A 24123-nucleotide genomic window follows, 5' to 3' on the forward strand; every position below is an offset into this window, starting at 1 on the left:
CATTGAAGGGGAAACGCTGCATGTTATTAAAAACAAATCGAGCAAAATGGATTGGATTATTTGTTGGAATCATTGCAGTCATTACTTGTATTTGGGGAAGTATTATTTTTGGATATACAAATACGAGTTGGAAATTAGCGTTAGATGCTTTTTTCCATTTTAATGGTTCCAATGAACATATTATTATTCAAAATGTGCGTCTTCCAAGGGCGTTAATTGCAGCTAGTGTTGGTGCTAGTTTAGCCATTGCAGGTTGTCTTATGCAAACTTTAACTAAGAATCCGCTTGCTTCTCCAGATTTTATTGGATTAAATTCAGGTGCCGCTTTCTTCATAGTTGTAGCAATTGTTATTTTTTCCGTAACATCATTATCAGCTTTCACGTGGATTGCCTTTTTAGGGGCAGCCGTTGCAGCTGTACTTGTATTTGCTTCTAGTTCTTTAGGAAAAGAAGGGACAACGCCTCTGAAGTTAACATTAGCAGGGGTCGCAATTAGTGCGTTATTTTCATCATTAACACAAGGATTACTTGTGTTAAATGAAAAGGCGCTTGAAGAAGTATTATTTTGGCTTGCCGGATCTGTACAAGGAAGAAAGTTAGAAATTTTACAATCTGTATTCCCATATTTATTAATAGGATGGATTGCATCTATTATGATGGCAGGGAAAGTAAATACATTGATGATGGGGGAAGACGTCGCGAAAGGGCTTGGACAACGAACAATTTTAATGAAATCATTCGTACTATTTATTATTGTTTTGTTATCTGGTGGTTCAGTTGCGGTTGCTGGTCCAATTGGATTTGTTGGAATTATTATCCCGCATTTTGCCAGATTCCTTGTTGGGGTCGATCACAGATGGAGAGTACCATATAGCGGCTTATTAGGTGCAATACTACTAATCTTGGCTGATATAGTAGCAAGATATGTCATTATGCCACAAGAAGTACCAGTAGGAGTTATGACAGCATTTATTGGTGCACCGTTCTTTATTTATATCGCACGTAAGAGAGGGCTTAGCAAATGAAGAAGTATATTCCGTTTCGTATAGGAAAAGGCGGGCTCTCGTTTTTAATGTATAAACGAGCTTGTCTCGTCTTATTCAGTTTACTAGTTGTTTTAATAGGATTATTTTTTGCGAGTGCAGGTATGGGAGACATGAAAATTGCTCCTTATGATGTATGGCAAGCAATCACTGGAAATGGCGATGCGATGTCCAATATGGTTGTAAATAAGTTTCGTATGCCGCGTATTTTAATTGCCATCCTTGTAGGAATCGCACTTGCTGTAGCAGGATGTATTTTACAAGGTCTCGTTCGTAATCCACTGGCTTCTCCTGATATCATCGGGATTACAGGTGGTGCAAGTGTTGCAGTTGTATTATTTTTAGCTATATTTAGTGATAAAAATAATGCGCTAACCGTAAGCATTCATTATATGCCGTTAGCAGCCTTTGTTGGTGCAACGATTGTAGCGCTTTTTGTATATTTATTTGCATGGAGAAATGACGGATTATCACCGATTAGTCTTGTTTTAATTGGTGTTGGATTTTGGGCATTAACGAAAGCAGCAACGACTTTGTTTATGTTATTAGCACCAATTTACCAAGCGAGTCAAGCGAATGTATGGATTACAGGTACTGTTTACGGTTCTTCATGGCAAAACGTTATGGTGCTTGCACCGTGGGTTCTCATTTTAACGGTAATATCATTTATAGCTGCTAGACATTTAAATGCGCAAGAGCTAGGGGATGACATTGCGGTAGGACTTGGTGTTCCTTTAACGAAGTCACGCGTATTCATGTTATTACTTAGTACAGCTTTAATTGGCGGTGCGGTTGCCTTCGCCGGAGGAATTGGATTTGTCGGTTTAATGGCACCTCATATTTCACGAAGACTAGTTGGTTCTTTATACGGTGCATTACTCCCAGTTGCGGCTATTGTTGGTGCAATTTTAGTACTTGCTGCAGATTTAATTGGGCGTACAGTTTTCACCCCACTTGAAATTCCAGCAGGGGTATTTACATCAGCAATTGGTGCACCTTATTTTATTTATTTACTTTATAAAAGTCGGAATTCATAAAGGGAGATGAATATGCAAAAAGCATTGGAGACGAAACGTTTGACGTTGTCTTATGGTGAAACAATTATTATTGATGAGTTGAATTTAGAAATTCCAAAAGGCGAAATTACAATCTTTATCGGTTCTAACGGTTGCGGGAAATCAACTTTATTACGTTCACTAGCTAGATTATTAAAGCCAACAACTGGTGACATTTTGTTAGATAATCAAGCCATTCAAAGTATGCAAACGAAGCAAATTGCTCGTCAAATGGCAATTTTACCGCAAGGACCACAAGCGCCAGAAGGGCTTACAGTATTGCAACTTGTAAAGCAAGGGCGTTATCCATATCAAACGTGGCTGAAGCAATGGTCAGAAAAAGATGAGGAAATGGTGCAAAAAGCACTTGCAGCAACAGGTATGACAGAATTTGCTGAGCGTGATGTGCATGCTCTTTCAGGTGGACAACGTCAACGTGCTTGGATTGCAATGACGCTTGCACAAGATACAGATATTATTTTACTTGATGAGCCTACTACATATTTAGATATGACTCACCAAATTGAAGTGCTAGATTTATTATTCGAATTAAATGAAACAGAACAAAGAACAATTGTCATGGTATTACACGATTTAAATTTAGCATGTCGTTATGCAGACAATATTGTAGCTATTCAAGATAAACAAATATATGCACAAGGTAAGCCTGAAGAAGTAGTGGATGAGAAGCTAGTACGTGATGTATTCCGAATGGAGTGTCAAATCAGTACGGATCCGTTATTTGGAACACCACTTTGTATCCCGCATGGAAAAGGAAGACGTGTACGTAAAGAGGTTGCTCAGGCAATGAGATAAATAAAAAGACGATGAGGGTTCATCGTCTTTTTATTTTTGGCAAGAGAATAAGAGGAAGAGGGGAATTCGTAAACGTCGTTCATATTCTTCCGCGTTTTGAAAATAAGTTTGATCTGGTGTAGCTTCTTTTAAGTTTGTAATCGTAAATCCAGCTTGTTGTAACAATGTAAAATACTCTTCCGTTGTACGATGGTATTTAATAACTTCTTGCTCAATCCAAGGCTCAATGCGTTTTCCCATTTTAAAATAATCATCGACGAGCCAGCTTGTTCTTTTCCCGCTCGTTTGTAGGCTTTCAAATGAAGAGGTAATAATAGGGTGTTGAACGCTAAAAGTAAAGGCTCCATTTGTTTTTAAAGTTTCGTACACATTTTGAAAAATGATAGGAAGATGTTCAATATAATGTAAGGCGAGTCTAGATGTTACTAAATCAAAAGTAGCAGGAGGGTATATGTAGTCTTTGAGGTTTAAAAAATGGACGGTGCCATTTTTATTTTCTAGTTGTTTTTTAGCTTTTTCATACATAAGTTCGGAGCCTTCAATACCAGTGTAAGAGTGGCAGCCTTTTTCTAATAATTCCTTACCGAATTTAGCGTCGCCGCAGCCTAAATCAAGGATTTGTTTTCCTTTCACATCACCAATGAGTTGAAAGAAGGCTGGTTTTTCAAGTGACTCATTTGGGCTATTTTCTCGGTATCTGCGTTTCATATATTGTTTAAAAAATGCTTCGTTATTATATACATCAGATTCAGTAAATGCCATGATTGAAGCCCCCTTAAATATTTTTTTTATTCTATCAAATATGAAAAGTAAATGATAGATTTCTTGTAATGAATCATATATAATCTAGAATTGTAAGCGGTTACTTTAAACTATTTTTCTATAATAAATTCTGAAAACGTGTTAAGCTAGTAGAGGGATTATTAGAACTATTAAGACAATAATTCGCTTACATGAACGATGGGAGGCTTCACAATGTCTAGTAAAACACTTGCGAAATTTTTAGAAGAAAATTTAGAGGATTTAAAATCAAAGGGGCTTTATAACGTAATTGATCCGCTTGAGAGTTCAAATGGACCGATCATTACAATTGGCGGAAAAGAATATATTAACTTATCTTCAAACAACTATCTTGGATTAGCAACAGATAGCCGTTTGCAAGAAGCAGCAATTGGTGCTATTCATAAGTACGGCGTTGGAGCAGGAGCTGTTCGTACAATTAACGGTACTTTAGATTTGCATATTAAATTAGAAGAAACAATTGCAAAGTTTAAACATACAGAAGCGGCAATTGCTTACCAATCAGGATTTAACTGTAATATGGCAGCGATTTCAGCCGTGATGGATAAAAATGATGCGATTCTTTCAGACGAATTAAACCATGCTTCTATTATTGATGGTAGTCGTCTATCAAAGGCAAAAATTATTGTTTATAAACATTCTGATATGGAAGATTTACGTCAAAAAGCAATCGCGGCGAAAGAATCAGGTCTTTACAATAAATTAATGGTAATTACAGACGGTGTCTTCTCAATGGATGGAGATGTTGCAAAACTACCAGAAATTGTTGAGATTGCAGAAGAATTAGATTTAATGACATACGTAGATGATGCACACGGTTCAGGTGTACTTGGTAAAGGTGCAGGAACTGTAAAGCACTTCGGTCTGTCTGATAAAGTTGATTTCCAAATTGGTACATTATCAAAAGCAATTGGGGTAATTGGTGGATATGTAGCAGGGAAACAAAACTTAATTGACTGGTTAAAAGTTCGTTCACGTCCATTCTTATTCTCTACAGCATTAACACCAGCTGATGCAGCAGCTTGCATGAGATCAATTGAAATCTTAATGGAAAGCACAGAGTTGCACGATCGTTTATGGGAAAATGGTCGCTATTTAAAACAAGGATTAAAAGAACTTGGCTTTAATATAGGGGAAAGTGAAACGCCAATTACACCTTGTATCATTGGTGATGAAGTGTTAACACAAGAATTTAGTAAACGTTTAAATGAAGAAGGCGTATACGCAAAATCTATTGTGTTCCCAACTGTAGCGAAAGGAACAGGACGCGTTCGTAATATGCCTACAGCAGCTCATACGAAAGAAATGTTAGATGAAGCAATTCGTAAGTATGAAAAAGTAGGAAAAGAAATGGGCATCATTTAAGTAACGACATCTTTTGAATAGCTTGCAAATGAGGAGTGGGGAAAATGAAAAAAATTCTAGTAACCGGTTCTTTAGGGCAGATTGGTTCTGAACTAGTAATGAAACTTCGTGATGTATACGGCGCATCAAATGTTATTGCAACAGATATTCGTGAAACAGATAGTGAAGTAGTAACGTCTGGTCCATTTGAAACGTTAGATGTAACAGATGGACAAAAACTACATGATATTGCAAAGCGTAATGAAGTAGATACAATTATTCATTTAGCAGCTTTACTTTCAGCAACAGCGGAAAAAAATCCGTTATTTGCATGGAACTTAAATATGGGCGGACTTGTAAATGCATTAGAAGCAGCGCGTGAATTAAACTGTAAATTCTTCACGCCAAGCTCTATCGGTGCATTCGGTCCATCAACGCCGAAAGATAATACGCCACAAGATACAATTCAGCGTCCTACTACGATGTATGGGGTAAACAAAGTAGCAGGAGAATTACTATGTGATTATTATCATCAAAAGTTTGGTGTTGATACGCGCGGTGTACGTTTCCCAGGTTTAATTTCTTACGTAGCTCCTCCAGGAGGCGGAACAACTGACTATGCAGTTGAAATTTATTATGAGGCGATTAAAAAAGGCACATACACCTCATACATTGCAGAAGGAACATACATGGATATGATGTATATGCCAGATGCTTTACAAGCGATCATTTCATTAATGGAAGCTGATTCAAGTAAACTTGTGCATAGAAACGCGTTCAATATTACAGCAATGAGCTTTGAGCCAGAGCAAATCGCAGCATCAATTCGTAAACACATCCCGACGTTTACAATGGATTACGCTGTAGATCCTGCTCGTCAAACAATCGCTGATAGCTGGCCAAACTCTATTGATGCAACAGCAGCAATGAAAGAGTGGGGCTTTAAAGCAGAATACGATTTAGACAAAATGACAACGGACATGTTGGCTAAGTTAAAAAAAAAGCTCACAGCTGAGTTAGTGATGAATTAATAGGAAGGGTCGATTCTTAGGAATCGGCCCTTTTGTTTGTGTTTTAGGAATATACAAATAATTACAAGTGTGATAGAATGAGTTAATTTGTGCATAAAGGGGAGAGATACAATGGAGAAATGGGAGTTAGCAAAGGAAATTTACAATACGTCACGTTTAACGGGAACATTTAAACTTCGATCAGGACAAGTATCAAATCAATACTTTGATAAGTACTTATTTGAATCTAATCCAGTACTGTTATTAGAAATTGCTAAACAATTGAAAGAGCTCATTCCTCCTGAGACAGAAGTACTCGCGGGTTTAGAGATGGGAGGAATTCCAGTAGCAACAGCATTATCTTTACAAACAGGTATACCAGTTGTATTTGTAAGAAAAGAAGCGAAGAAGTACGGTACATGTAAGTTAGCAGAAGGCGTTGATATTACTGGGAAAAATGTTTGTGTTGTTGAAGATGTTATTACGACAGGCGGTCAAATATTATTAAGTACGAAAGACTTAAGGGAACTGGGTGCGAAAGTCCATCATGTTCTAGGCGTCATTGAACGAACGAAAGCGGGAAGAGAAAACTTATTAGAAGATGGCTTACAGCTACATTCTTTATTTACAATGGATGAGTTAATTGAAGGAGAAAAGCAACATGCAAAGAGTTGACGTCGTATATGCACTAATACATGATGAAGAAACGGATAAAGTATTAATGGTACACAATGCGGAACAAAACGTTTGGTCATTGCCAGGCGGGGCTGTTGAAAAGGGTGAAACGTTAGAGGAAGCTCTAGTAAGGGAAGTAAAAGAAGAGACAGGTTTAACTGCCGTGGCAGGTGGACTTGTTGCGATCAATGAAAAATTCTTTGAAGTATCAGGGAATCATGCGATACTTTTTACATTTCGAGCAAATGTAGTAAATGGTGAACTGATTGCGGAAGATGAAGAAGAAATTTCTGCAATAGAGTGGGTGGATCGAACGATCGCAAATGAACGATTCCCATTCTACGATAGAGGATTCGAGGCATTATTAGAAGTAGCCATTCCATACAAGTTTCAACCAGAAACAAAGTGATTGAAAGAAAAAACAGGAGCGAGGGCGCTCCTGTTTTTCTATTCAATCGTCTTCAATAATAACTTTTTCAATAGTGGTTTAATCTTCAAACGTAAATCTTCAGCGTGATTTGCAACTAAGAAGTGGTGGTTATAAATATTTTTCATTAATTGATAAGTTGCTTCTTTCGCTTCGCCTTCTTCGATGAAGATTCCGATTACTTCCATACCACTTTTACGAGCAAGTTTGACAGCTTCATGCGTATCTAAAATACCGTCTTGTTGATAGTCTAGCGCAGAAGGTTCACCGTCTGTAAAGACAAGTAAGAATTTATGCTTTTCTGGTCTTTTCGCAAGCTTTTCAGAAACGATCCGAATAATATATCCGTCGCGGTTATCTTCTTCTTCGCGAAGCTGCATAATTTCGGGACCAACGTTTGGTAACGTTGAGTTTTTATACGTTACAACTTCATGGATAACGTTCGGCTTATCTTCAGGTTTAGCACTAGAAGCATCTTCCCAAAATCCGCTAATAGCGTGCGGGATTTTTAAAGATTTCAACGCTTCATGGAATAGGACCACACTCTTTTTCGTTTCTTCCATTTTGTTATACATAGAACCAGAGCAGTCCACTAACAATTGGAATGCAACGTCGAGTTCTTGTGATTCTTGTCCTTTTTTATAAAACATGCGCGGCTGCTTTTCAGTATAAATACGAAGGAATTTCTTGCGAAGTCTTCCGTAGTATTTATCACTATTTGCATTCGTTTTATTTTCAATCGTTTTTTCGATAATTTTCTTTAATTCTTTTACATCTTTATTAACGACTGATTTGATAGCTTGGTAATCTTTTTTCTCATCGGTATTTGCTTTGCGAGCTTCTTTAAATGTATGAGAGGCACCAACGTTATACTTACCGTATGCACCCTCGCTTTGGCTAGAAGCGTGTGAAGCTCTTGCTTCTTCTGTATCAGCGCCATCAAAGTTGGATTGTGTACTTTTTTGAGAAGTACCTTGTACAGAGCCAAGTGCTTGGTCACCATCTTCTGATTCACGAGCAGTGTCACCCATCATATTTGTTTTTGTTCCGCTTTCTAATTCAAAGCGTAAAAAGTTCTCGTTTTCATTGTTTTTATTTTCACGATGCCATGTGGAGAAACTTTCATCCATTTTGTTTTTATTTTCATCGTCATCTATAAGCTGCGTATCATCATTTGCTAAATCTTCGACGCGACAGTTCTTTTCGTCTGCAATGACAGATAAATAAAGCGGAGCATGTCCGAAATAATTGTTCAGCATATCACTTTCAAGAAGCTCCTCTAAGCGATAGCGAATTTTTTCAACGATATACATAATGTCTTCTGTATTACGAGCTTGGAATGTTTCATGCAAAATTGATTCAATTTGCTCGAAATATTCATTATTAAACATTTCATATTTATCGCTCGTTAATGAAAGATAGCAGAGACAAAATAGACGATCACCGTGATAGTTACGAACACGATTGATTTCATTTTGTGAACCAAAGTAATTGCGATACATTTCTTTTCTTCTTTTAAAAACATGCTTTGTGCCGGGGCGTAAGTTTTTTACGATTTCCTCAACACGTAAATCTTCTAATAGAACAAATAATTGTGTTAAAAACTTTTTTAGATGCGATTCTTGTAATTCAATCGCATAAGAACGAATTAAAGTCATGTCCGAGTAATGTTTATTACCAAGTGCTTTTAAAAACACTTCGCTTTTTAATCCGATTACTGTATCTTCTTCTTTTCGATCATCCCAAAAGTGACTAATGACAACCTTTTTTTCAATTTCGTCGTAGTATGCTTTATAGCCATACTCGAGGTAGGCATCGTCTTCTTTTAGAAGGGCATACATTAAGTTTTCCATTTGTAGAAACAGCGACGCATCAATTTTTTTGTCACTAAAAATTTGTCTCATGAATTATCCCTCAAAGAAATAACTTTCTGCTAATTCACGGACAGTCATTTGTTCTGTTTCATCGTTTAATTTTGCGATAATACTACGTTCAATTGCACGTATAACAGGAATATATACACCTAAATCACATGCGTCGATAATGCCACGAATACTTGCTGCTTCTTCACTTACACGTCCATCACGAGCTAAAGGCATAAGGTCGCTTGCGAATGCAACGAACTTTTCAATTGTTGCAACATCATTTAATTTTGATTCAGATAGTAATAGTTCTTTTAATGTGTCACCTTGGATGTAAGGAACCTCAATAATAACGAAACGGTTTTTTAATGCTTCGTTTAGTTCACTTGTTCCAACGTAACCTTCATTAATTGCTGCAATTACACGATACTCGTCATCACCGTATACAACCTCTTGTGTAAATGGGTTTGTAATCATTTTACGATAATCTAACGCACCGTGAAGAAGTGGTAATGTTTCAGGTTTCGCCATATTGATCTCATCAATATATAGGAAATGACCGTTCTTCATTGCTTTCATAAGAGGACCATTAACGAATGCAACTTCAGAAGCGCCATCTTTCGTTTGTAGTGTGTTGTATCCTAAAATACCTTCTACATCTAGGTCGACAGAACAGTTAATGCTATGCATTGGTTTTTGGAATAAAGAAGAAAGAGTTTCCGCTAGTACTGTTTTACCACTACCAGTCGGTCCTTTTAATAGAATGTTTTTGCCAAGAAGAAGTGCTGTAATGGCATCTTCAATAATGCTGTTATCAGATGCTTTATATATTTTCTTTCCAATTAAATGTGCATTTTCACCAGCTTCTTGCTTATTCTTTTCGTGAATGTTTGAGAGCTGTTGTTTTAAATCAGCATGTATATGAAATTGTTCTAACATGTATTTCCCACCTAACATTATTTTCATAAAGTAATACATCTTATGATAACTTGTTTTAATATGGTATGCAAAGAAAAGGAGAGAAGGGAAATGGAAAAGAAAAAGCAATCAATATTACATTGATTGCTTACAGTAAAGGAGAAATGAGTCGCATAAAGGATTCTAATATTCGTTTTTTGATACTTCTTTTTTGGAATGCGTTCCATTTAATTTCAGTGGAATGCTTAAAGTCTTCTTCAAAATCATGTTTAATATCATGAACGGTTTCTGATTCATAAAGTACGCTAATAAGTTCATAATTTAATTCAAAGCTGCGTACGTCCATATTTGCCGTTCCAATTGTCGCGATTTTATCATCAACGAGTACAATTTTTGCATGCATAAAACCATCTTTATAACTATAAATGGAAGCACCAGCTTTTAAAAGTGGAGTGAAATAAGATTGAGATGCTTGATCACTAATAATACTGTCACTTTTACCAGGATATAAAATGCGTACATCTATGCCAGATATTGCACTTAAACGTAATAATGTTAAAGTTTCTTGATCTGGAATAAAGTATGGTGTAGCGATCCAAATCGATTTTTTTGCAGAACCCATAATAGCTAATAATGTATTGCGAATGCTTTTATCATCTGAGCTTGGTCCGCTCGCTACAATTTGCACAGCGCCTTCTGCACTTGAAATTTCTTTACCTGGGAAGTATTGTCTATTCATAAATTGATCCCAGGAATAAGTATTCAACCCACTAGATGCATAGAGCCAATCCTCTAGAAAGATGGCTTGTAATTTATATAGTGCTTTTCCTTCTATTTTTAAATGACTATCACGCCAAACGGGAAATTTTTTTGAACGGCCAAGGTATTCATCACCGACGTTGAGCCCTCCAGTAAAACCGATTTCTCCATCTACAATGACAATTTTACGATGGTTACGATAATTGACAGTTTCAAGTAACCAAGCTGAAAAAATAGGATCAAATTCTACAATTTCAATACCAGCTTCTTTCATAGGTTGTAAAAATCGTCTTCTTAAAGTGTTACTTCCGAGTCCATCATAAAGGAAGCGTACAATAACACCGTCTTTTGCTTTTTTTATTAAAGCATCTCGAACTTTTGTACCAATCTCATCAGATTTATAAATATAGTATTGAATATGTATGTGATGCTTTGCTTGCTCGATAGCTTGCAAAATTTCTGAGAATGTTTGATCGCCATTTGTTAAAAGTTTTGTAGTTGTTTTATCTGCGGCAGGTCCGCCTCCAAATTTTTGTACGACTTTTGTTAAATGTGTAGAACGTTCATGTAAGGGGACTGTGAGTGATAATTCTACTCGTCTTCCTTCCAATATTTCACGGAATAATTTTCTTTGCTCTTCGGAACGATGTAGATGTTTTTTTCTTCTCCAACGGCTACGCCCGAAAAGTGCATATAAAAGCACACCTACAACAGGGAGAAGTGCTAATACTAAAAACCATGCTAAAGTACTCTGTGGGGATCTATTTTCAATAAAAATAACGAAAGATATCCCTATGATTGTAAGAGACCATAATGCACCGAAAAAGGTATATAGCGAGAGGATAGACGTATCTAAAAGTAAGAGTACGATAGATATAATTGTAAATACCAATAATAATTGAACGATAGGCTTCTTCATTTCTATAAAATTCCTCTAATCTTTCTTAAATATAGACTTCTTATATAAAAAGGTATAATCCGACATTCTTATTATAAAGTGTTTTGTTTTTTTTACAAAATATAGGCATTTTCCCCATGCTTTCCGCATTTGTCCTACATACAGTATATTATCCCACTATTTGTTGGCTAATAAATAGTGTAGGAGGGACAAAACCTTTGCCCCTTATATAGGAAAGGGGATAATCATACCATGGATTTGTAGCAGGTGCATGATGAAACTTAGGGTATGGTTATCCGTATTACGTGGTTTCTTCTTATTATATAGGTTACTAACAAGGTCCGTACTATTCATACAATACCTATTAAGATGAGAAAATGGAAAAGGAGATGGGAAACATGAATTATATAGAAAATAACGGATTGTATTATCGTCATAATCATGGAGGGCACCATCATAATGGAGGGCATAATCACCATGGTGGACACAATCATTATGATCATCATCATCACGGTGGCGGATGGGGCTGGGGTGGCGGCTCATGGGGCGGTGGATTTTTTCCTGGAAGTTTTGCTGGAGGCATGTTAGGTGGACTTACAGCTGGCGCATTAACGGGTGCAGCAGGTGGAGGCTACTATCCAGCACCGTACCCAGTAACTTATCCAGCGCCATACCCAGCACCATATCCAACGCCATATCCGGGTTATCAGCAAATACCATATCCGTATTAAATTAAAAAAGAGGATATCCTCTTTTTTTTTTCGTTTAATAAAGTATTTATTTATAAAATACTTCCAAAATAAAGGTGAAAATATGTTAATATTTTGTTATTGTAATTTAAAAACATATATACTAATTTTAATTTTTATATTATTATTCGTGAATAGTTGTATAGTGTGCTCAAACTTCTATTTTGCTAGTAAAGTAAAGAGGTTAAATGTGAGCGGGATTAATAGGAAACAGTGGTTGTATAGAGCTAGCTATAAAGGAATGTAAGAGAATGAATAAGGTATAATAAAGTAAGCTAATTATAACGATCAGAAACTACTATTTATAATTGAAACGGTATTATATTGCTTTTTATTACAAATAATATTATGTTATTTTAATCGGCATATTTCAAAACGTGATTTATGTAAAGGACGATTATTAGGAAATGAAATATCTCTATTTCTATGAAAAGAAACAAGTTGTGTTTTAGTCAGATAGGAAGCAAGGAGAGATGCGCATGCTAGAACAAAGAGGTCATGCATTATATGACTCTTCATTGCGAGATTTAAAGTTAGCATTAGATGAGTCTTCAATTGTTGCGATTACAGACCGAAATGGTCTTATTACATATGTAAATGATAAGTTTTGTGAAATCTCCAAATATACACGAGAAGAGTTAATAGGGAAAGATCATCGTATTTTAAATTCAGGATATCACCCGAAAACATTTTTTCAAATTCTATGGAAGCGCATTTTGAGCGGAAAGGTATGGAGGGGTGAGATTCGAAATCAAGCAAAAGATGGAACATATTATTGGGTTAAAACAACAATTGTTCCATTTTTAAATGAAAAAGGAGAGCCATACCAATTTATTGCGATCCGAAATGATATTAGTAGTAGGAAAGAAGCAGAACAGAGGTTGCGGTTAAGCGAAAGTCGTTATAGGGAGCTTGCGTATCATGATGCTTTAACGAGTTTACCGAACCGATTGCAGTTAATAACGACTGTAAATGAGATGATTGCAGGCAAAAAAGAATTTGGTATGATTTACTTTGATTTGGATCGTTTTAAATTTGTAAACGATACGTTAGGTCATATGATAGGGGATTTACTTTTGAGTGAAGTTGCTTCACGGTTGCATTATGTGCTAGGAGAGAAAGATGTTCTGGCTAGGCTGGGTGGCGACGAATTTGTACTGTTAACAAAAAGTCATACACAAGATGTGATGAGGCAGTTAGCGACATCTGTGTTGTCATGTTTTCAGGCACCATTTATGCTTGAAGGTCATGAGGTATACATTTCAGCTAGTCTAGGACTGTGCTCATATCCGCAAGACGGACAAGATGTAGAAACTCTATTGAAAAATTCGGATTTAGCTATGTATAGCGCGAAAGAACAAGGCAGAAATGCCGCGTGTTTCTTTACAGATGAGTTACGTGCGAAAATAAATCGTAGAATGAAAATTGAATTCGCTTTGCAAAAGGCAATTCGTGATGAAGAGTTAGACGTGGCACTGCAGCCTATTATTGATTTGAAAACGAAGAAATATATTGGTATTGAGGCTTTAGCGCGTTGTTCGACAGAAGAAGGGCCTATTTCGGCAGGCGAATTTATTCCAGTAGCTGAAGAATCTGGACTTATTATAAAATTAGGGGACTGGATATTAGAAAAGTCATGTCGCTTGTTTAAAACATTGCCAGATTACGAAGAAGGACTAAAGTTATCTGTGAATTTATCCATACAACAATTAATGCAAAAGCGTTTTATTTTATCTGTACGTAGTATTTTAAGGAGAACTGGCTTTCCGCCGAATCGTTTAATTTTAGAAATAACGGAAAGTATTGCTGTACGCCATTTTGATTATATTATTGCTACATTACAAGAATTAAGAAATATGGGTATTTTAATTGCTTTAGATGACTTCGGAACGGGCTATTCTTCCTTATATTATTTAAAACAACTACCACTGGATATAGTGAAAATTGACCGTAACTTTATTCATGAATTTCATTATGATCACGCACAGCCAGAGCGAACGATTGTCAAATCTGTTATTGAAATTGCCCATAGCTTAAATTTAGCAGTAGTTGCTGAAGGGGTAGAAACAGTAGAGCAAGAAAGTTTATTACAATCTATGGGCTGTGATTACGTACAAGGATTTTATTATGCGAAGCCCTTATCTGTAGGAGAGTTAAAAGAAAAGTTAATTATAGATTTTGAATGAAAAAGAGAAGCCGATAGCTTCTCTTTTTTAATTCGTTTTTTGTGAGTTTTTCATTAGTACTGGATAAAGAATAAGACCTAATACAAACAATCCAATTCCTAAGAAGAACGTTTTTAAATCAGCAGTTCCGGTTTTGATAACCCAAATAGAGTATACAAATGCTAATGTAGTAATGATCCCATCCTTTATTCGAGAGCCAGGCATTACATCATACGTTTCTCCTGTAATAACTAATTTGAATTGGTACAACGTAGAAACAAGGTATGGAATTAAATAAGCTAATGTTGCTACAACGATAGCGAAATTATAAGCTTCTGACACAGTACCAGAAATCGTTGAGAATAAGAAAATTTGCGTCATCACATTTGTAATAAATAATGATTTTGAAGGACTCCCTTTTTTATTTGTTTTCGCGAAAAACTTAGGGAAAAGTCCATTCTTTGCTGCCTGGTAAGGTACTTCTGAACTAACAACAATCCAGCCAACTGTTGATCCAAATAAAGATACAAGTGCAAGTAAAGCCATGATGTAGGCACCTTTATTGCCAATTGCTAAATTTAATGCGTCTACTAATGGTTTTTGAGATTCTTTTAAAGCATCTTGCGGAAGAGCTCCCATTGTAAGTAAAGTAATTGACATGTAAATAAGAAGAGCGATAATTAATCCGAAAATGGTAGCTTTTTTTACATCACGCTGAGATTTTGCACGGTTAGAAAGCATTACAGCAGATTCAATACCGATAAATGCCCAGAGTGTTGCGATAGCAGCTGAATTGATTTGTCCACCTAACGAAATTGATTGTCCAGCTTCATTCATAAATGTTTGACCGTCTCCGAAATTAGAGGCATTGAAGATGAATAATGTGATTACAATAAACATTGTAAATCCGATAATCTTTGCAATGGTAGCAAGAAGATTCATATTTCCAGCTCGGTCAATATTTTGAGAAAGAATATATTGAATTCCCCATAACATAAGGCTACATACGAGGAAAGTTAATCCTTTTCCGAGTTCTAGTGAAAATCCGTTCGTTGAAAAGAGAATTTGCTTACTTTGTAAAACTGGAAAGAATGTCGATAAATATCCAGCAAAGGAAATAATAACAGATGCGGTTGCAGCCCAGTTCGCAGCCCAATAGCCCCATGCCATACTATATCCTGCAACTTTACCCGCTTTTTTTGAAGGGAACATTGCTTGAGCGTAACTTTGTGGTCCAGCTTTTAATTCTGGTTTTCGGATTGCTAAATTTCCAAATATGAGTGCAATCATAAATACGCCAAGTCCTGTAATACTCCATGCAAGTGTAGAACCCATTGGACCTGATACGTGTGCTAAATTTGCTGGGAGCATAAATACGCCACCGCCAACCATATTTCCGATCACAAAAGCCGTTAAAATCCATAATCCCCATTTTTTCGTTTCCATTTTTGTTAACTCCTTTGTAGTAAGTTTTGCTTAAACATCATTTTTTACTAGCTTTTTGACAATAAAAAAAGAGCCATGTAGATAAAAAATACCTACATGGCTCTTCGCCTAACGTAGGTACAACGGGAATAACCCTTGTACCTACGCGTAATTTTTCCGCTAGGTTTCAAGGGTTACGTATGATGATGATGTTTTTGTGCAAATGTAACTACAATTGTTGTATAAGTAAGCATAGTTCTTTGCTCCCTTTCTCCTCTGATTTTGAAGTTAGTATACTACATGTTTTTTTGAATGAAAAGAAAAATATAAAAAATTTTATAAAAATACGTTTTAAAGATTAAATATTTACCTGTATTTTTCCTATACTGGAAAATAAGTGAGAGATTGGCAGAAGAGTGTAGCATGGTATAATACATATAGAATTAGAAGGTGACAAGGGGTTATTGTAGATGATGAGTAAGTATGAACAAATTTATACAGCAATCAGCAAGTCTATTGATAATAAACAATTAAAAGAGGGATGCAAAATCCCATCAGAAACTGAATTAATGAAGCAGTATGAGGCAAGCCGAGGTACTGTAAGAAAAGCTGTAGATTTATTGCAAGAGCGCGGATATGTTCAAAAAATACATGGAAAAGGTGTTTTTGTTTTAAAGCGAAAAAACATTGAATTCAACTTTGGTGGTATTGTAAGTTTCCAAGAAGAAAATGAACGTTTAGGACGCCATTGTATTACAGAAGTTGTGGAAATGGAGAAAGTAAAAGCGACAAAAGAGGTTGCAAAGCTATTAAACGTGAAAGAGCAAACTGAAATAGATCATATTAAACGTGTGCGAAATATTGATGGAGAAAAAGTAATTTTAGATATCAATCATTTTGTATCTGAGTTTATTCCAGGGTTAACGAAAGAAATTGCAACGGCATCAATTTATAAATACATTGAGAAAGAATTAGGGCTACATATTAGCTATTCGCAGAGGGTAATTGAAGTGCAGCCGTGTACAGAGGATGACAGAAAGTATTTAGATTTAAATGGAACAGACTATGTTGTCGTTGTGAAAAACTTTACGCATTTGTATGATGGAAGTCAGTTTGAATATACAGAATCACGCCACCGTTTAGATATTTTTCATTTTTCGGATGTGGCACGGAGGAAGTAAAGAGGTGGAACAGAATATTGTTTCACCTCTTTTTTTTATAAAAAAACACAAACTCGTATATACGAGTGTTGACTAACTTATATGTACGAGTTAATATGTAAGTGTAAACGGTATCAAAAAAAGAAAAGAGGGACGGGAATATGGGGAAAGACTATCGTAAAACAGCAGAGGAAGTGTTGCAGTATATTGGTGGGAAAGATAATATCGAACAAGCTGCGCACTGTGTAACGAGGCTCCGTATCGCTTTAAAGGATGAAAGTAAAATAGATAATGATAAATTACAGTCTATTGCATTAGTGAAAGGAGCGTTTCATAACGCTGGGATATTTCAAATTGTAATCGGTCCAGGAGATGTTGATCGAGTATATGCCGAATTGATAACGCTTGCAGGTATGAAAGAAGCGACAGTAGCTGACGTGAAAGACTCTGGAAACCAAAAGTTAAATCCAGCTCAAAAGTTTGTAAAAGTATTTTCAGATGTATTTATGCCGATATTACCAGCGATTGTAACAGCTGGTTTACTAATGGGAATTAACAATCTATTAGGGGCGAAGGACTTATTTTTTGAAGGTAAAAATTTATTAGATGTATATCCAAACTTAAGTGGGCTTTGGGATTTAATTAATATGATGGCGAATACAGCATTCGTATTCTTACCAGCACTTGTCGGTTGGTCAGCAACGAAGCGTTTTGGTGGTAGTCCGATATTAGGGATCGTTATGGGATTAATGCTTGTGCATCCAGCCTTATTAAACGCGTGGGATTATGGTAAAGCAGCAACTGGTTTAGATGGACAAAAGATTGAGTACTTCGATATTTTAGGATTATTTCAAATTGAAAAGGTAGGGTATCAAGGTCAAATTCTACCAGTTTTAGTAGCAGCATTCGTACTAAGTAAAGTGGAAATCTTCTTAAAGAAACATGTACCAAATGCAATTCAATTATTAGTTGTACCAATTACAACGATTGTCGTAACAGGTGTATTAGCATTAGGAATTATTGGTCCAGTTACACGTCATATTGGAGATTTATTAACAGCTGGATTAGTAGGTGTATATGAAACAGTACCAGTAGTTGGAGCAGTATTGTTTGGAGCATTATATGCACCGCTTGTAATTACAGGTATGCATCATATGTTTATTGCTATCGACTTACAATTAATTGCACAACACGGTGGTACATTCATTTGGCCAATGATTGCTCTTTCTAACATTGCGCAAGGTAGTGCGGCACTTGCGATGTTCTGGATTTCTAAAAATCAAAATGATAAAAGTATGGCATCTACATCAGCAATCTCAGCATATTTCGGTATTACAGAGCCAGCTATGTTTGGTGTAAACTTACGAAATAAATTCCCGTTCTATGCAGCAATTATAGGATCGGCTATTGCAGCTATATTTATTACGTTAAATGGTGTATTAGCACCTGCTATCGGAATTGGCGGATTACCGGCATTTATTTCTATCATTCCGAAATCGATTCCAATGTTTATTGTCGGAATGATTATCGCAGTTGTAATCCCATTTACGTTAACGTGGTTATTTGCAAAACGAGTAAAACAGAAGTAGGAGGAAGTTAGACATGAAGGATTGGCATAAAAGTGTAGTTTATCAAATTTATCCGAAGAGCTTTAATAGCTATTACGATAAAGAAACCGGTGATATAAAAGGGGTTACAGAGAAACTAGATTATTTAAAAGAACTCGGAGTAGATTATATTTGGTTAACACCGATATACCAATCACCACAAAATGATAATGGATATGATGTAAGTGATTACTACAGTATTGATCCATCTTACGGAACGATGGAAGAGTTTGAAGAACTTTTAGAAGAGGCAAAAGCACGTAACATCGAAATTATGCTTGATATCGTTGTAAATCATAGTTCGACGGAGCATAAGTGGTTTAGAGAAGCGAAGGAAGATAAAAATAGCCCGTATCGCAATTACTATATTTGGCGTGATGAAAAAAATAATTGGCAATCTAAGTTTGGCGGGTCTGCTTGGAAATATGATGAGAAGACAGAGCAATATTTTTTACATCTATTTGATGAGACACAAGCTGATTTAAATTGGGAAAATGAAAAACTTCGTGAAGAAGTATATGATATGATGCGTTTTTGGCTTGATAAAGGGGTAACTGGATTCCGATTAGATGTTATTAATTTAATTTCAAAAGATCAACAGTTCTTAAATGATGACGGAAGTACGGCGACAAGCGATGGCCGTAAATATTATACAGATGGCCCGCGTGTTCATGAATATTTACAAGAGATGAACCGAAATGTTTTTGAAGGGAAAGATGTAATTACAGTTGGAGAAATGTCATCTACGACAATTGATAATTGTATTAAATATTCAAACCCTGAGCGCAATGAATTAAGTATGACGTTTAGTTTTCATCATTTAAAAGTAGATTATCCGAATGGAGATAAGTGGACGAAGGCTGATTTTGATTTTATTAAATTAAAAGAGATTATGTCTAATTGGCAAATTGAAATGCAAAAGGGCGGAGGATGGAATGCTCTATTCTGGTGTAATCATGACCAGCCTCGTATTGTGTCACGCTTCGGTGATGATAGAAAGTACCGAAATGAATCTGCGAAAATGTTAGCGACAGCTATGCATATGTTGCAAGGAACACCTTATATTTATCAAGGCGAAGAAATCGGTATGACGAATCCTAAATTCGAGTCCATCGAGCAATATCGCGATGTGGAATCGTTAAATATACACGATATAAAGCGAGAAGAAGGATTATCAAAAGAAGAGATTATCGGGATTTTAAAACAAAAATCTCGTGACAACTCTCGTACTCCGATGCAGTGGAATGAAAAGGTGAACAGTGGTTTTACAACAAGTACACCTTGGATTTCAGTTGCTGATAATTATAAAGAAATTAATGTAGAAAAAGCATTAGAAGATAAAGAGTCTGTATTTTATCATTATAAAAAGTTAATAGAACTTAGAAAAACATATGATGTTCTTACAGAAGGAGAATATGCTATTTTAGATAAAAATGATCCTAAGATTTGGGCATATACTCGTACTACAGAGAGTGAAGTGTTACTTGTTATTAATAACTTTTATGGAAAAGACATAACGTATTCTGTACCAGTTCATGTTCAATTAGATGGAATGAAACAAGAAATACTATTGTCGAATTATAAAGATTCAAGCAAGGATATTACAAAACTTAACTTAAGACCATATGAATCAGTTGTGTATCGATATACGAAATAAAAAGGTTGTATGCCCGCGTGGCATACAACCTTTTATTTTAAGACACCACTATACAAAATGCTTACTTCGACTTCAGGTTTAAATTTTACTTTTGCATAATCTTTATTCCAATTTTTTTTCTTCCATAACTCAGGGTGATAGGCGATAAGATGCCTGCCGATACCGAAAGCATCACAATTTGCTTTTTGTAGCTTTTTGGTTATCTGCTTTGCCTCCTTTGTAAGCTGTTTCGATAATTCTTTATTGAGCTTTTTTCTTTCACCCATTTTATAAAGATTATCTCTTGGAGCTTCAAGCGCTATAACTTTTAATTGAAGCTTAATGTGAGCATAAACATTTCCTTTTTTATCTGTTGTTATTTTTAAGTCTCGTTTTAACTTTCGATTGCTAATTTCCATCGTTAAATAATCAGATGTCTTCGCTGATTCCTCGCTAGTAAGTTTTTGGGTTATACGGGCACTTGTTCCCATCTTTCCGGTTAATAATACGAATAAAACAGATTGTTTCAGTGGTAAATGTCCAGTTAATTTGTCCTTATTAAATAACGCTAACCCGTCTGTAATAACTTCTTTTTCTTTTATTTTTATAGAAGGTAGGGTGAAATCTTTACCAGGGTCTAACATTTTAGTGGCGGCTGTTTCTAAAGTTTCTTTTGTAAAAACGCTCATATCCTCTAAGCTTTTCACTTTTTTCTTTAGGAAATCTCCAATAAGTAAGTTGCCTACTTTCTTTTTTTCAAGTACTTCGGATGTGTCACCTTCTACTGAAATAAGTTTTACTAAAGCAGTTGGATTTGTTGGGTCTCGAAAGCTGACATCTAAATAGGGTAATATACCTTTTTTCTGGATTTTTGTTCCTAATAATTGAACGCCATATTTGAAATAACGAATATTACCAGTTACATTTTTTTTCAGTGCATCACTTGTATCTCTTATGTTATATCCGGTTGCTGAATGTACTTCATTCTCGAATGAGGACTGTTCTCCGCTAGAACTTTTTACAAGTTCAATCGTTTGCTGAAGTTTATTCTCTTCCGTAATATCATATCCAATGCTATAAGCTAATCTCGCTTCTCTTAATGGTTCTTGATCCCAACAGCCAGAAAGGAATGAGCTAGTACATAATACAAAAAGTAATTTAACTCTTTTTTTGAACATACTGCTCTCCTTTCTTATTTCTTATTACTGAATAAAGTAGAAATAAAAGAGGGAGGACAACTATGAAAATATAGGTGAACTTATCAGTGAAAGTTGCAATTACTTTTAATTCTTCGGGTGTATCTATAAATACGGCGACTATAAAAGAAAGAAGTCCAACAATAGGGACGGCTTTTTTATGATTAGCAAAATTGAAGATATGTCCAATTCCGATTGAAGCAGCACAATAATAACTAGCAATAGAAGCGACAACTGTTATCATCCATATTGGGATGAATAGTAAATCAGTTCGATCTATAATCCCTATATGCAAGGAGCGTAATAAATAAGCAACTGGTTCTGGAATAAGTTCAATTTGTTTTGGACTGAATACGATAAAACAAATCCAAACAGTAAAAGTATAAAAAAGAGTTACAAGTCCATTAGCGATAGAAATGGCCTTTAGTTTTGCCACAGAACTCCCGTTTACTTTTGGAAAAGCGATAAGAATAATTTCAAAACCATACATGGCTGTAATTGTTTCTTTCGATGCTTGAATAATATTCCACCATCCAGCCTCTGTAATGGGGAAAATATAAGAAAAATCAGCCCGGGAAAGCCCTAGGGCAATTAAAAGTGCCATAGGTAAAATGAGAATGGAGGCCATGACATAAAATCGTACGATGACTTTAAATGTATTATAGGCTACATAACAACAAGCTATTGTAAATAGGATGAGAATGGCAGACCAAGGAGTTGCCTGTAATATCCAAACTTTAATAACATTACAAGCGTTTAACATAACTGTCATACCGATAAGAGTAAAATAAAAAACATAAAGAAAACCTAATAGTTTTCCAAGTTTATTACCAAATAGGATACAAACACTTTCATACATATCAGCATCAGGAAATCGTTTTAAGAAAAGCCACATAAGCAAAATGATAAGTTGAATTGCCAATCCAGCGATGAGTGCAGAAATCCAGCCCCCACCTTTAGCGATTGGGTGAAGGCGGTTTGGTAGAGAAAGGATGCCTACTCCAATTTGGCATTGCATAACGAAAAAGGTAAATTGAACTAGCGAGATTTTACTTTGCGTGTTTGTCACCGTCCTCATCCTCTCTCGTTACATGTTGTCGTTGCATTTCTTTTGGCTTTGGATCATGTGGTCGTTCCCAAAATGACCAAATTGGAAGTCTTACGAAAGAATCTTTCATATCCTTTATCCGCATTGGTGCAAGAGGAGAAAGATATGGTGTATGAAAAGAATGAAGCTGACATAAGTGAACGAAAGTTATAATTAGACCAAATGATATTCCTACATATCCGAATATGGCAGCAAGAATCATTAATGGAAAACGAAGAATTCGAACTGCTGAGCTCATATCGTTTGATGGAACGAGAAAAGATGAGATTGCAGTTAAAGCTACAACGATAATCATTGTGTAAGAAACGAGGCCGGCTTTTACAATCGCATCACCAATTACTAAACCACCTACAATACCGATCGTTTGTCCAACGCGGCTCGGCAGACGAATACCAGCTTCCCGTAATAATTCGAAAATTAACTCCATTAAGAGAGCTTCAAAAATAGGAGGAAGCGGTACTTTCTCTAATGAAGCTTTAATGGTATACACAAGTTCGAGCGGCAACACGTCAGGATGAAAAGCGACAGTTGCAATATATAAAGCGGGCAAGAGAAAGGCAATTAAAAAACTTACTAAGCGAATCATTCGGATGAAAGAACCGACAATCCAGCGGTTATTATAATCATCTGGTGATTGATAGAAAGCGAATAACGTAACAGGTACGATGAGCGCTGTTGGATCTCCGTCAGATAAAATAGCAACTCGTCCTTCCATTAAATTTGCTGCGACTCTATCTGGACGCTCTGTATTTAATTGCTGCGGAAAGGGTGAGAAAGACGTATCTTCTATAAATTCTTGTATGTATCCTGGAGGCATAAGTGCATCTGTCTTAATCATTTCTAACCTTCTTTTTACTTCTGCAACGAGATCTTCATTCGCTATATTTTGCATATAAGCAATTGCCACTTTTGTATGCATTTCTTCACCAAGTGTGAAATATTTAACGACGACATTTGGACTTTTTATGAGTTTACGAATAGAAGCTAAATTGGTTGCTAAATCTTCTACAAAACCAGTATGGGGTCCACGTACAATACCTTCATTATCAGGTTCTGTTATATCTCTCTTTAAAGATAAAGCTGTTTCGAAAATACAAAAACTGTCGACATGTTCATGAAAATATAAGGATTTGCCTTGTAATAAAAGTTGTACCCCATAAGTTAAATTCGTTTCTTTTTTCATATTTAACGTAGAAAAAGCTTTCTCTAAAGATAAATCAGACCTTGTTAATAATGGCTCAAGAGCTAATTGATGAATTAAATTTGGATCTGATAAAGATTCGATATATAAGATCGTTCCTTTTCCGTTTTGAAAAGGGAGATCTAATTTTTTTATATCATCAGAATGGAAAAGTTTATTTTTAAGGTAATTAATGTTCTCCGGAAGTGATGGAAACATATGCTTTTTGTTATTATCATGTTGTGAACTTTTCTGTTCGGACATACTTTCCATCTCCTTTACGTTGAAA

General features: G+C 35.8%; 20 protein-coding genes. 12 read left to right on the forward strand and 8 right to left on the reverse strand.

All coding sequences use genetic code 11. The features are described 5' to 3' along the window. Nucleotides 1-20 precede the first annotated feature (20 nt). Genes KVT31_RS23670 through KVT31_RS23680 form a run of 3 tightly spaced genes read left to right on the forward strand, consistent with a single transcriptional unit; the run spans nt 21 to nt 2914 of the window. Complete coding sequence (locus tag KVT31_RS23670) at nt 21-1025, forward strand: FecCD family ABC transporter permease (RefSeq protein WP_088095118.1); 1005 nt, start codon at nt 21-23, stop codon at nt 1023-1025. Beyond that, nucleotides 1022-2080, forward strand: a complete 1059-nt coding sequence (locus tag KVT31_RS23675) for a FecCD family ABC transporter permease (RefSeq protein ID WP_088095119.1) — start codon at nt 1022-1024, stop codon at nt 2078-2080. The genes KVT31_RS23670 and KVT31_RS23675 overlap by 4 nt, the downstream gene beginning before the upstream one ends. 12 nt (nt 2081-2092) lie before the next feature. Continuing rightward, nucleotides 2093-2914 carry an ABC transporter ATP-binding protein gene (locus tag KVT31_RS23680; protein ID WP_001167960.1) on the forward strand — a complete coding sequence of 274 codons (822 nt, stop codon included), beginning with the start codon at nt 2093-2095 and terminating at the stop codon, nt 2912-2914. Nucleotides 2915-2944: 30 nt separating this feature from the next. Here KVT31_RS23680 and KVT31_RS23685 read toward each other — a convergent pair whose 3' ends face one another. Beyond that, the gene (locus tag KVT31_RS23685; protein WP_088095120.1) at nt 2945-3676 is read right to left on the reverse strand and encodes a class I SAM-dependent DNA methyltransferase; all 732 of its coding nucleotides are present in this window, start codon (nt 3674-3676) and stop codon (nt 2945-2947) included. Nucleotides 3677-3889: 213 nt separating this feature from the next. On the opposite strand from KVT31_RS23685, the gene KVT31_RS23690 reads away from it, so the two are divergent. The 4 genes from KVT31_RS23690 (at nt 3890) to KVT31_RS23705 (ending at nt 7153) form a co-directional block, all read left to right on the forward strand. Next, nucleotides 3890-5080 carry a glycine C-acetyltransferase gene (locus KVT31_RS23690; protein ID WP_000095906.1) on the forward strand — a complete coding sequence of 397 codons (1191 nt, stop codon included), beginning with the start codon at nt 3890-3892 and terminating at the stop codon, nt 5078-5080. 44 nt (nt 5081-5124) lie between these two features. Then, complete coding sequence (locus KVT31_RS23695; RefSeq protein ID WP_088095121.1) at nt 5125-6090, forward strand: L-threonine 3-dehydrogenase; 966 nt, start codon at nt 5125-5127, stop codon at nt 6088-6090. Between the two features lie 111 nt (nt 6091-6201). Continuing rightward, nucleotides 6202-6744, forward strand: coding sequence for an orotate phosphoribosyltransferase (gene pyrE / locus KVT31_RS23700; RefSeq protein ID WP_140392339.1), 543 nt, complete (start codon nt 6202-6204; stop codon nt 6742-6744). Further along, the gene (locus KVT31_RS23705; RefSeq protein ID WP_088095123.1) at nt 6731-7153 is read left to right on the forward strand and encodes an NUDIX hydrolase; all 423 of its coding nucleotides are present in this window, start codon (nt 6731-6733) and stop codon (nt 7151-7153) included. Before pyrE ends, KVT31_RS23705 begins: the two co-directional genes overlap by 14 nt. Nucleotides 7154-7191: 38 nt before the next feature. Here the strand turns inward: KVT31_RS23705 and KVT31_RS23710 are convergent, their stop codons facing one another. The 3 genes from KVT31_RS23710 to KVT31_RS23720 form a co-directional block, all read right to left on the reverse strand. Next, entirely contained in the window at nt 7192-9075 is a 1884-nt protein-coding gene (locus KVT31_RS23710) for a vWA domain-containing protein (protein ID WP_088095124.1), read from the reverse strand. A gap of 3 nt (nt 9076-9078) precedes the next feature. After that, nucleotides 9079-9972, reverse strand: a complete 894-nt coding sequence (locus KVT31_RS23715) for an ATP-binding protein (RefSeq protein WP_088095125.1) — start codon at nt 9970-9972, stop codon at nt 9079-9081. A gap of 127 nt (nt 9973-10099) precedes the next feature. Continuing rightward, nucleotides 10100-11629, reverse strand: a complete 1530-nt coding sequence (locus KVT31_RS23720; protein WP_088095126.1) for a cardiolipin synthase — start codon at nt 11627-11629, stop codon at nt 10100-10102. A 377-nt stretch (nt 11630-12006) separates the two neighbouring features. Between KVT31_RS23720 and KVT31_RS23725 the strand changes: the two genes are divergently transcribed. Together KVT31_RS23725 and KVT31_RS23730 are read left to right on the forward strand one after the other, a co-directional pair. Beyond that, on the forward strand, nt 12007-12339 hold the full coding sequence (locus tag KVT31_RS23725) for a cobalt transporter (protein ID WP_088095127.1): 333 nt from the start codon (nt 12007-12009) through the stop codon (nt 12337-12339). A gap of 497 nt (nt 12340-12836) precedes the next feature. Continuing rightward, nucleotides 12837-14543, forward strand: coding sequence for a putative bifunctional diguanylate cyclase/phosphodiesterase (locus tag KVT31_RS23730; RefSeq protein WP_088095128.1), 1707 nt, complete (start codon nt 12837-12839; stop codon nt 14541-14543). A 27-nt stretch (nt 14544-14570) separates the two neighbouring features. Here the strand turns inward: KVT31_RS23730 and KVT31_RS23735 are convergent, their stop codons facing one another. Then, nucleotides 14571-15968, reverse strand: a complete 1398-nt coding sequence (locus tag KVT31_RS23735; RefSeq protein WP_088095129.1) for an amino acid permease — start codon at nt 15966-15968, stop codon at nt 14571-14573. Nucleotides 15969-16417: 449 nt separating this feature from the next. Between KVT31_RS23735 and treR the strand changes: the two genes are divergently transcribed. The 3 genes from treR to treC all read left to right on the forward strand — a co-directional run bounded on the left by treR (nt 16418) and on the right by treC (nt 20371). After that, complete coding sequence (gene treR / locus KVT31_RS23740) at nt 16418-17128, forward strand: trehalose operon repressor (protein ID WP_088095130.1); 711 nt, start codon at nt 16418-16420, stop codon at nt 17126-17128. 140 nt (nt 17129-17268) lie between these two features. Continuing rightward, complete coding sequence (gene treP, locus KVT31_RS23745; protein WP_088095131.1) at nt 17269-18696, forward strand: PTS system trehalose-specific EIIBC component; 1428 nt, start codon at nt 17269-17271, stop codon at nt 18694-18696. Between the two features lie 13 nt (nt 18697-18709). After that, nucleotides 18710-20371, forward strand: a complete 1662-nt coding sequence (treC, locus tag KVT31_RS23750) for an alpha,alpha-phosphotrehalase (RefSeq protein ID WP_088095132.1) — start codon at nt 18710-18712, stop codon at nt 20369-20371. A gap of 32 nt (nt 20372-20403) precedes the next feature. Here the strand turns inward: treC and KVT31_RS23755 are convergent, their stop codons facing one another. From KVT31_RS23755 to gerKA, 3 genes are read right to left on the reverse strand one after another with little or no spacing between them, the layout of a single operon-like run. Continuing rightward, nucleotides 20404-21528, reverse strand: coding sequence for a Ger(x)C family spore germination protein (locus KVT31_RS23755; protein WP_088095133.1), 1125 nt, complete (start codon nt 21526-21528; stop codon nt 20404-20406). Then, nucleotides 21509-22615, reverse strand: coding sequence for a GerAB/ArcD/ProY family transporter (locus KVT31_RS23760; protein ID WP_217613654.1), 1107 nt, complete (start codon nt 22613-22615; stop codon nt 21509-21511). The genes KVT31_RS23755 and KVT31_RS23760 overlap by 20 nt, the downstream gene beginning before the upstream one ends. Then, nucleotides 22596-24098: a spore germination protein GerKA gene (gene gerKA, locus KVT31_RS23765; RefSeq protein WP_088095134.1), complete on the reverse strand. Its 1503-nt coding sequence runs from the start codon at nt 24096-24098 to the stop codon at nt 22596-22598. The genes KVT31_RS23760 and gerKA overlap by 20 nt, the downstream gene beginning before the upstream one ends. Between the last annotated feature and the right edge of the window lie 25 nt (nt 24099-24123).

The sequence above is a fragment of the Bacillus sp. GbtcB14 genome (genome assembly GCF_019091205.1).
GTDB classification, from domain to species: Bacteria; Bacillota; Bacilli; order Bacillales; family Bacillaceae_G; genus Bacillus_A; species Bacillus_A cereus_AG.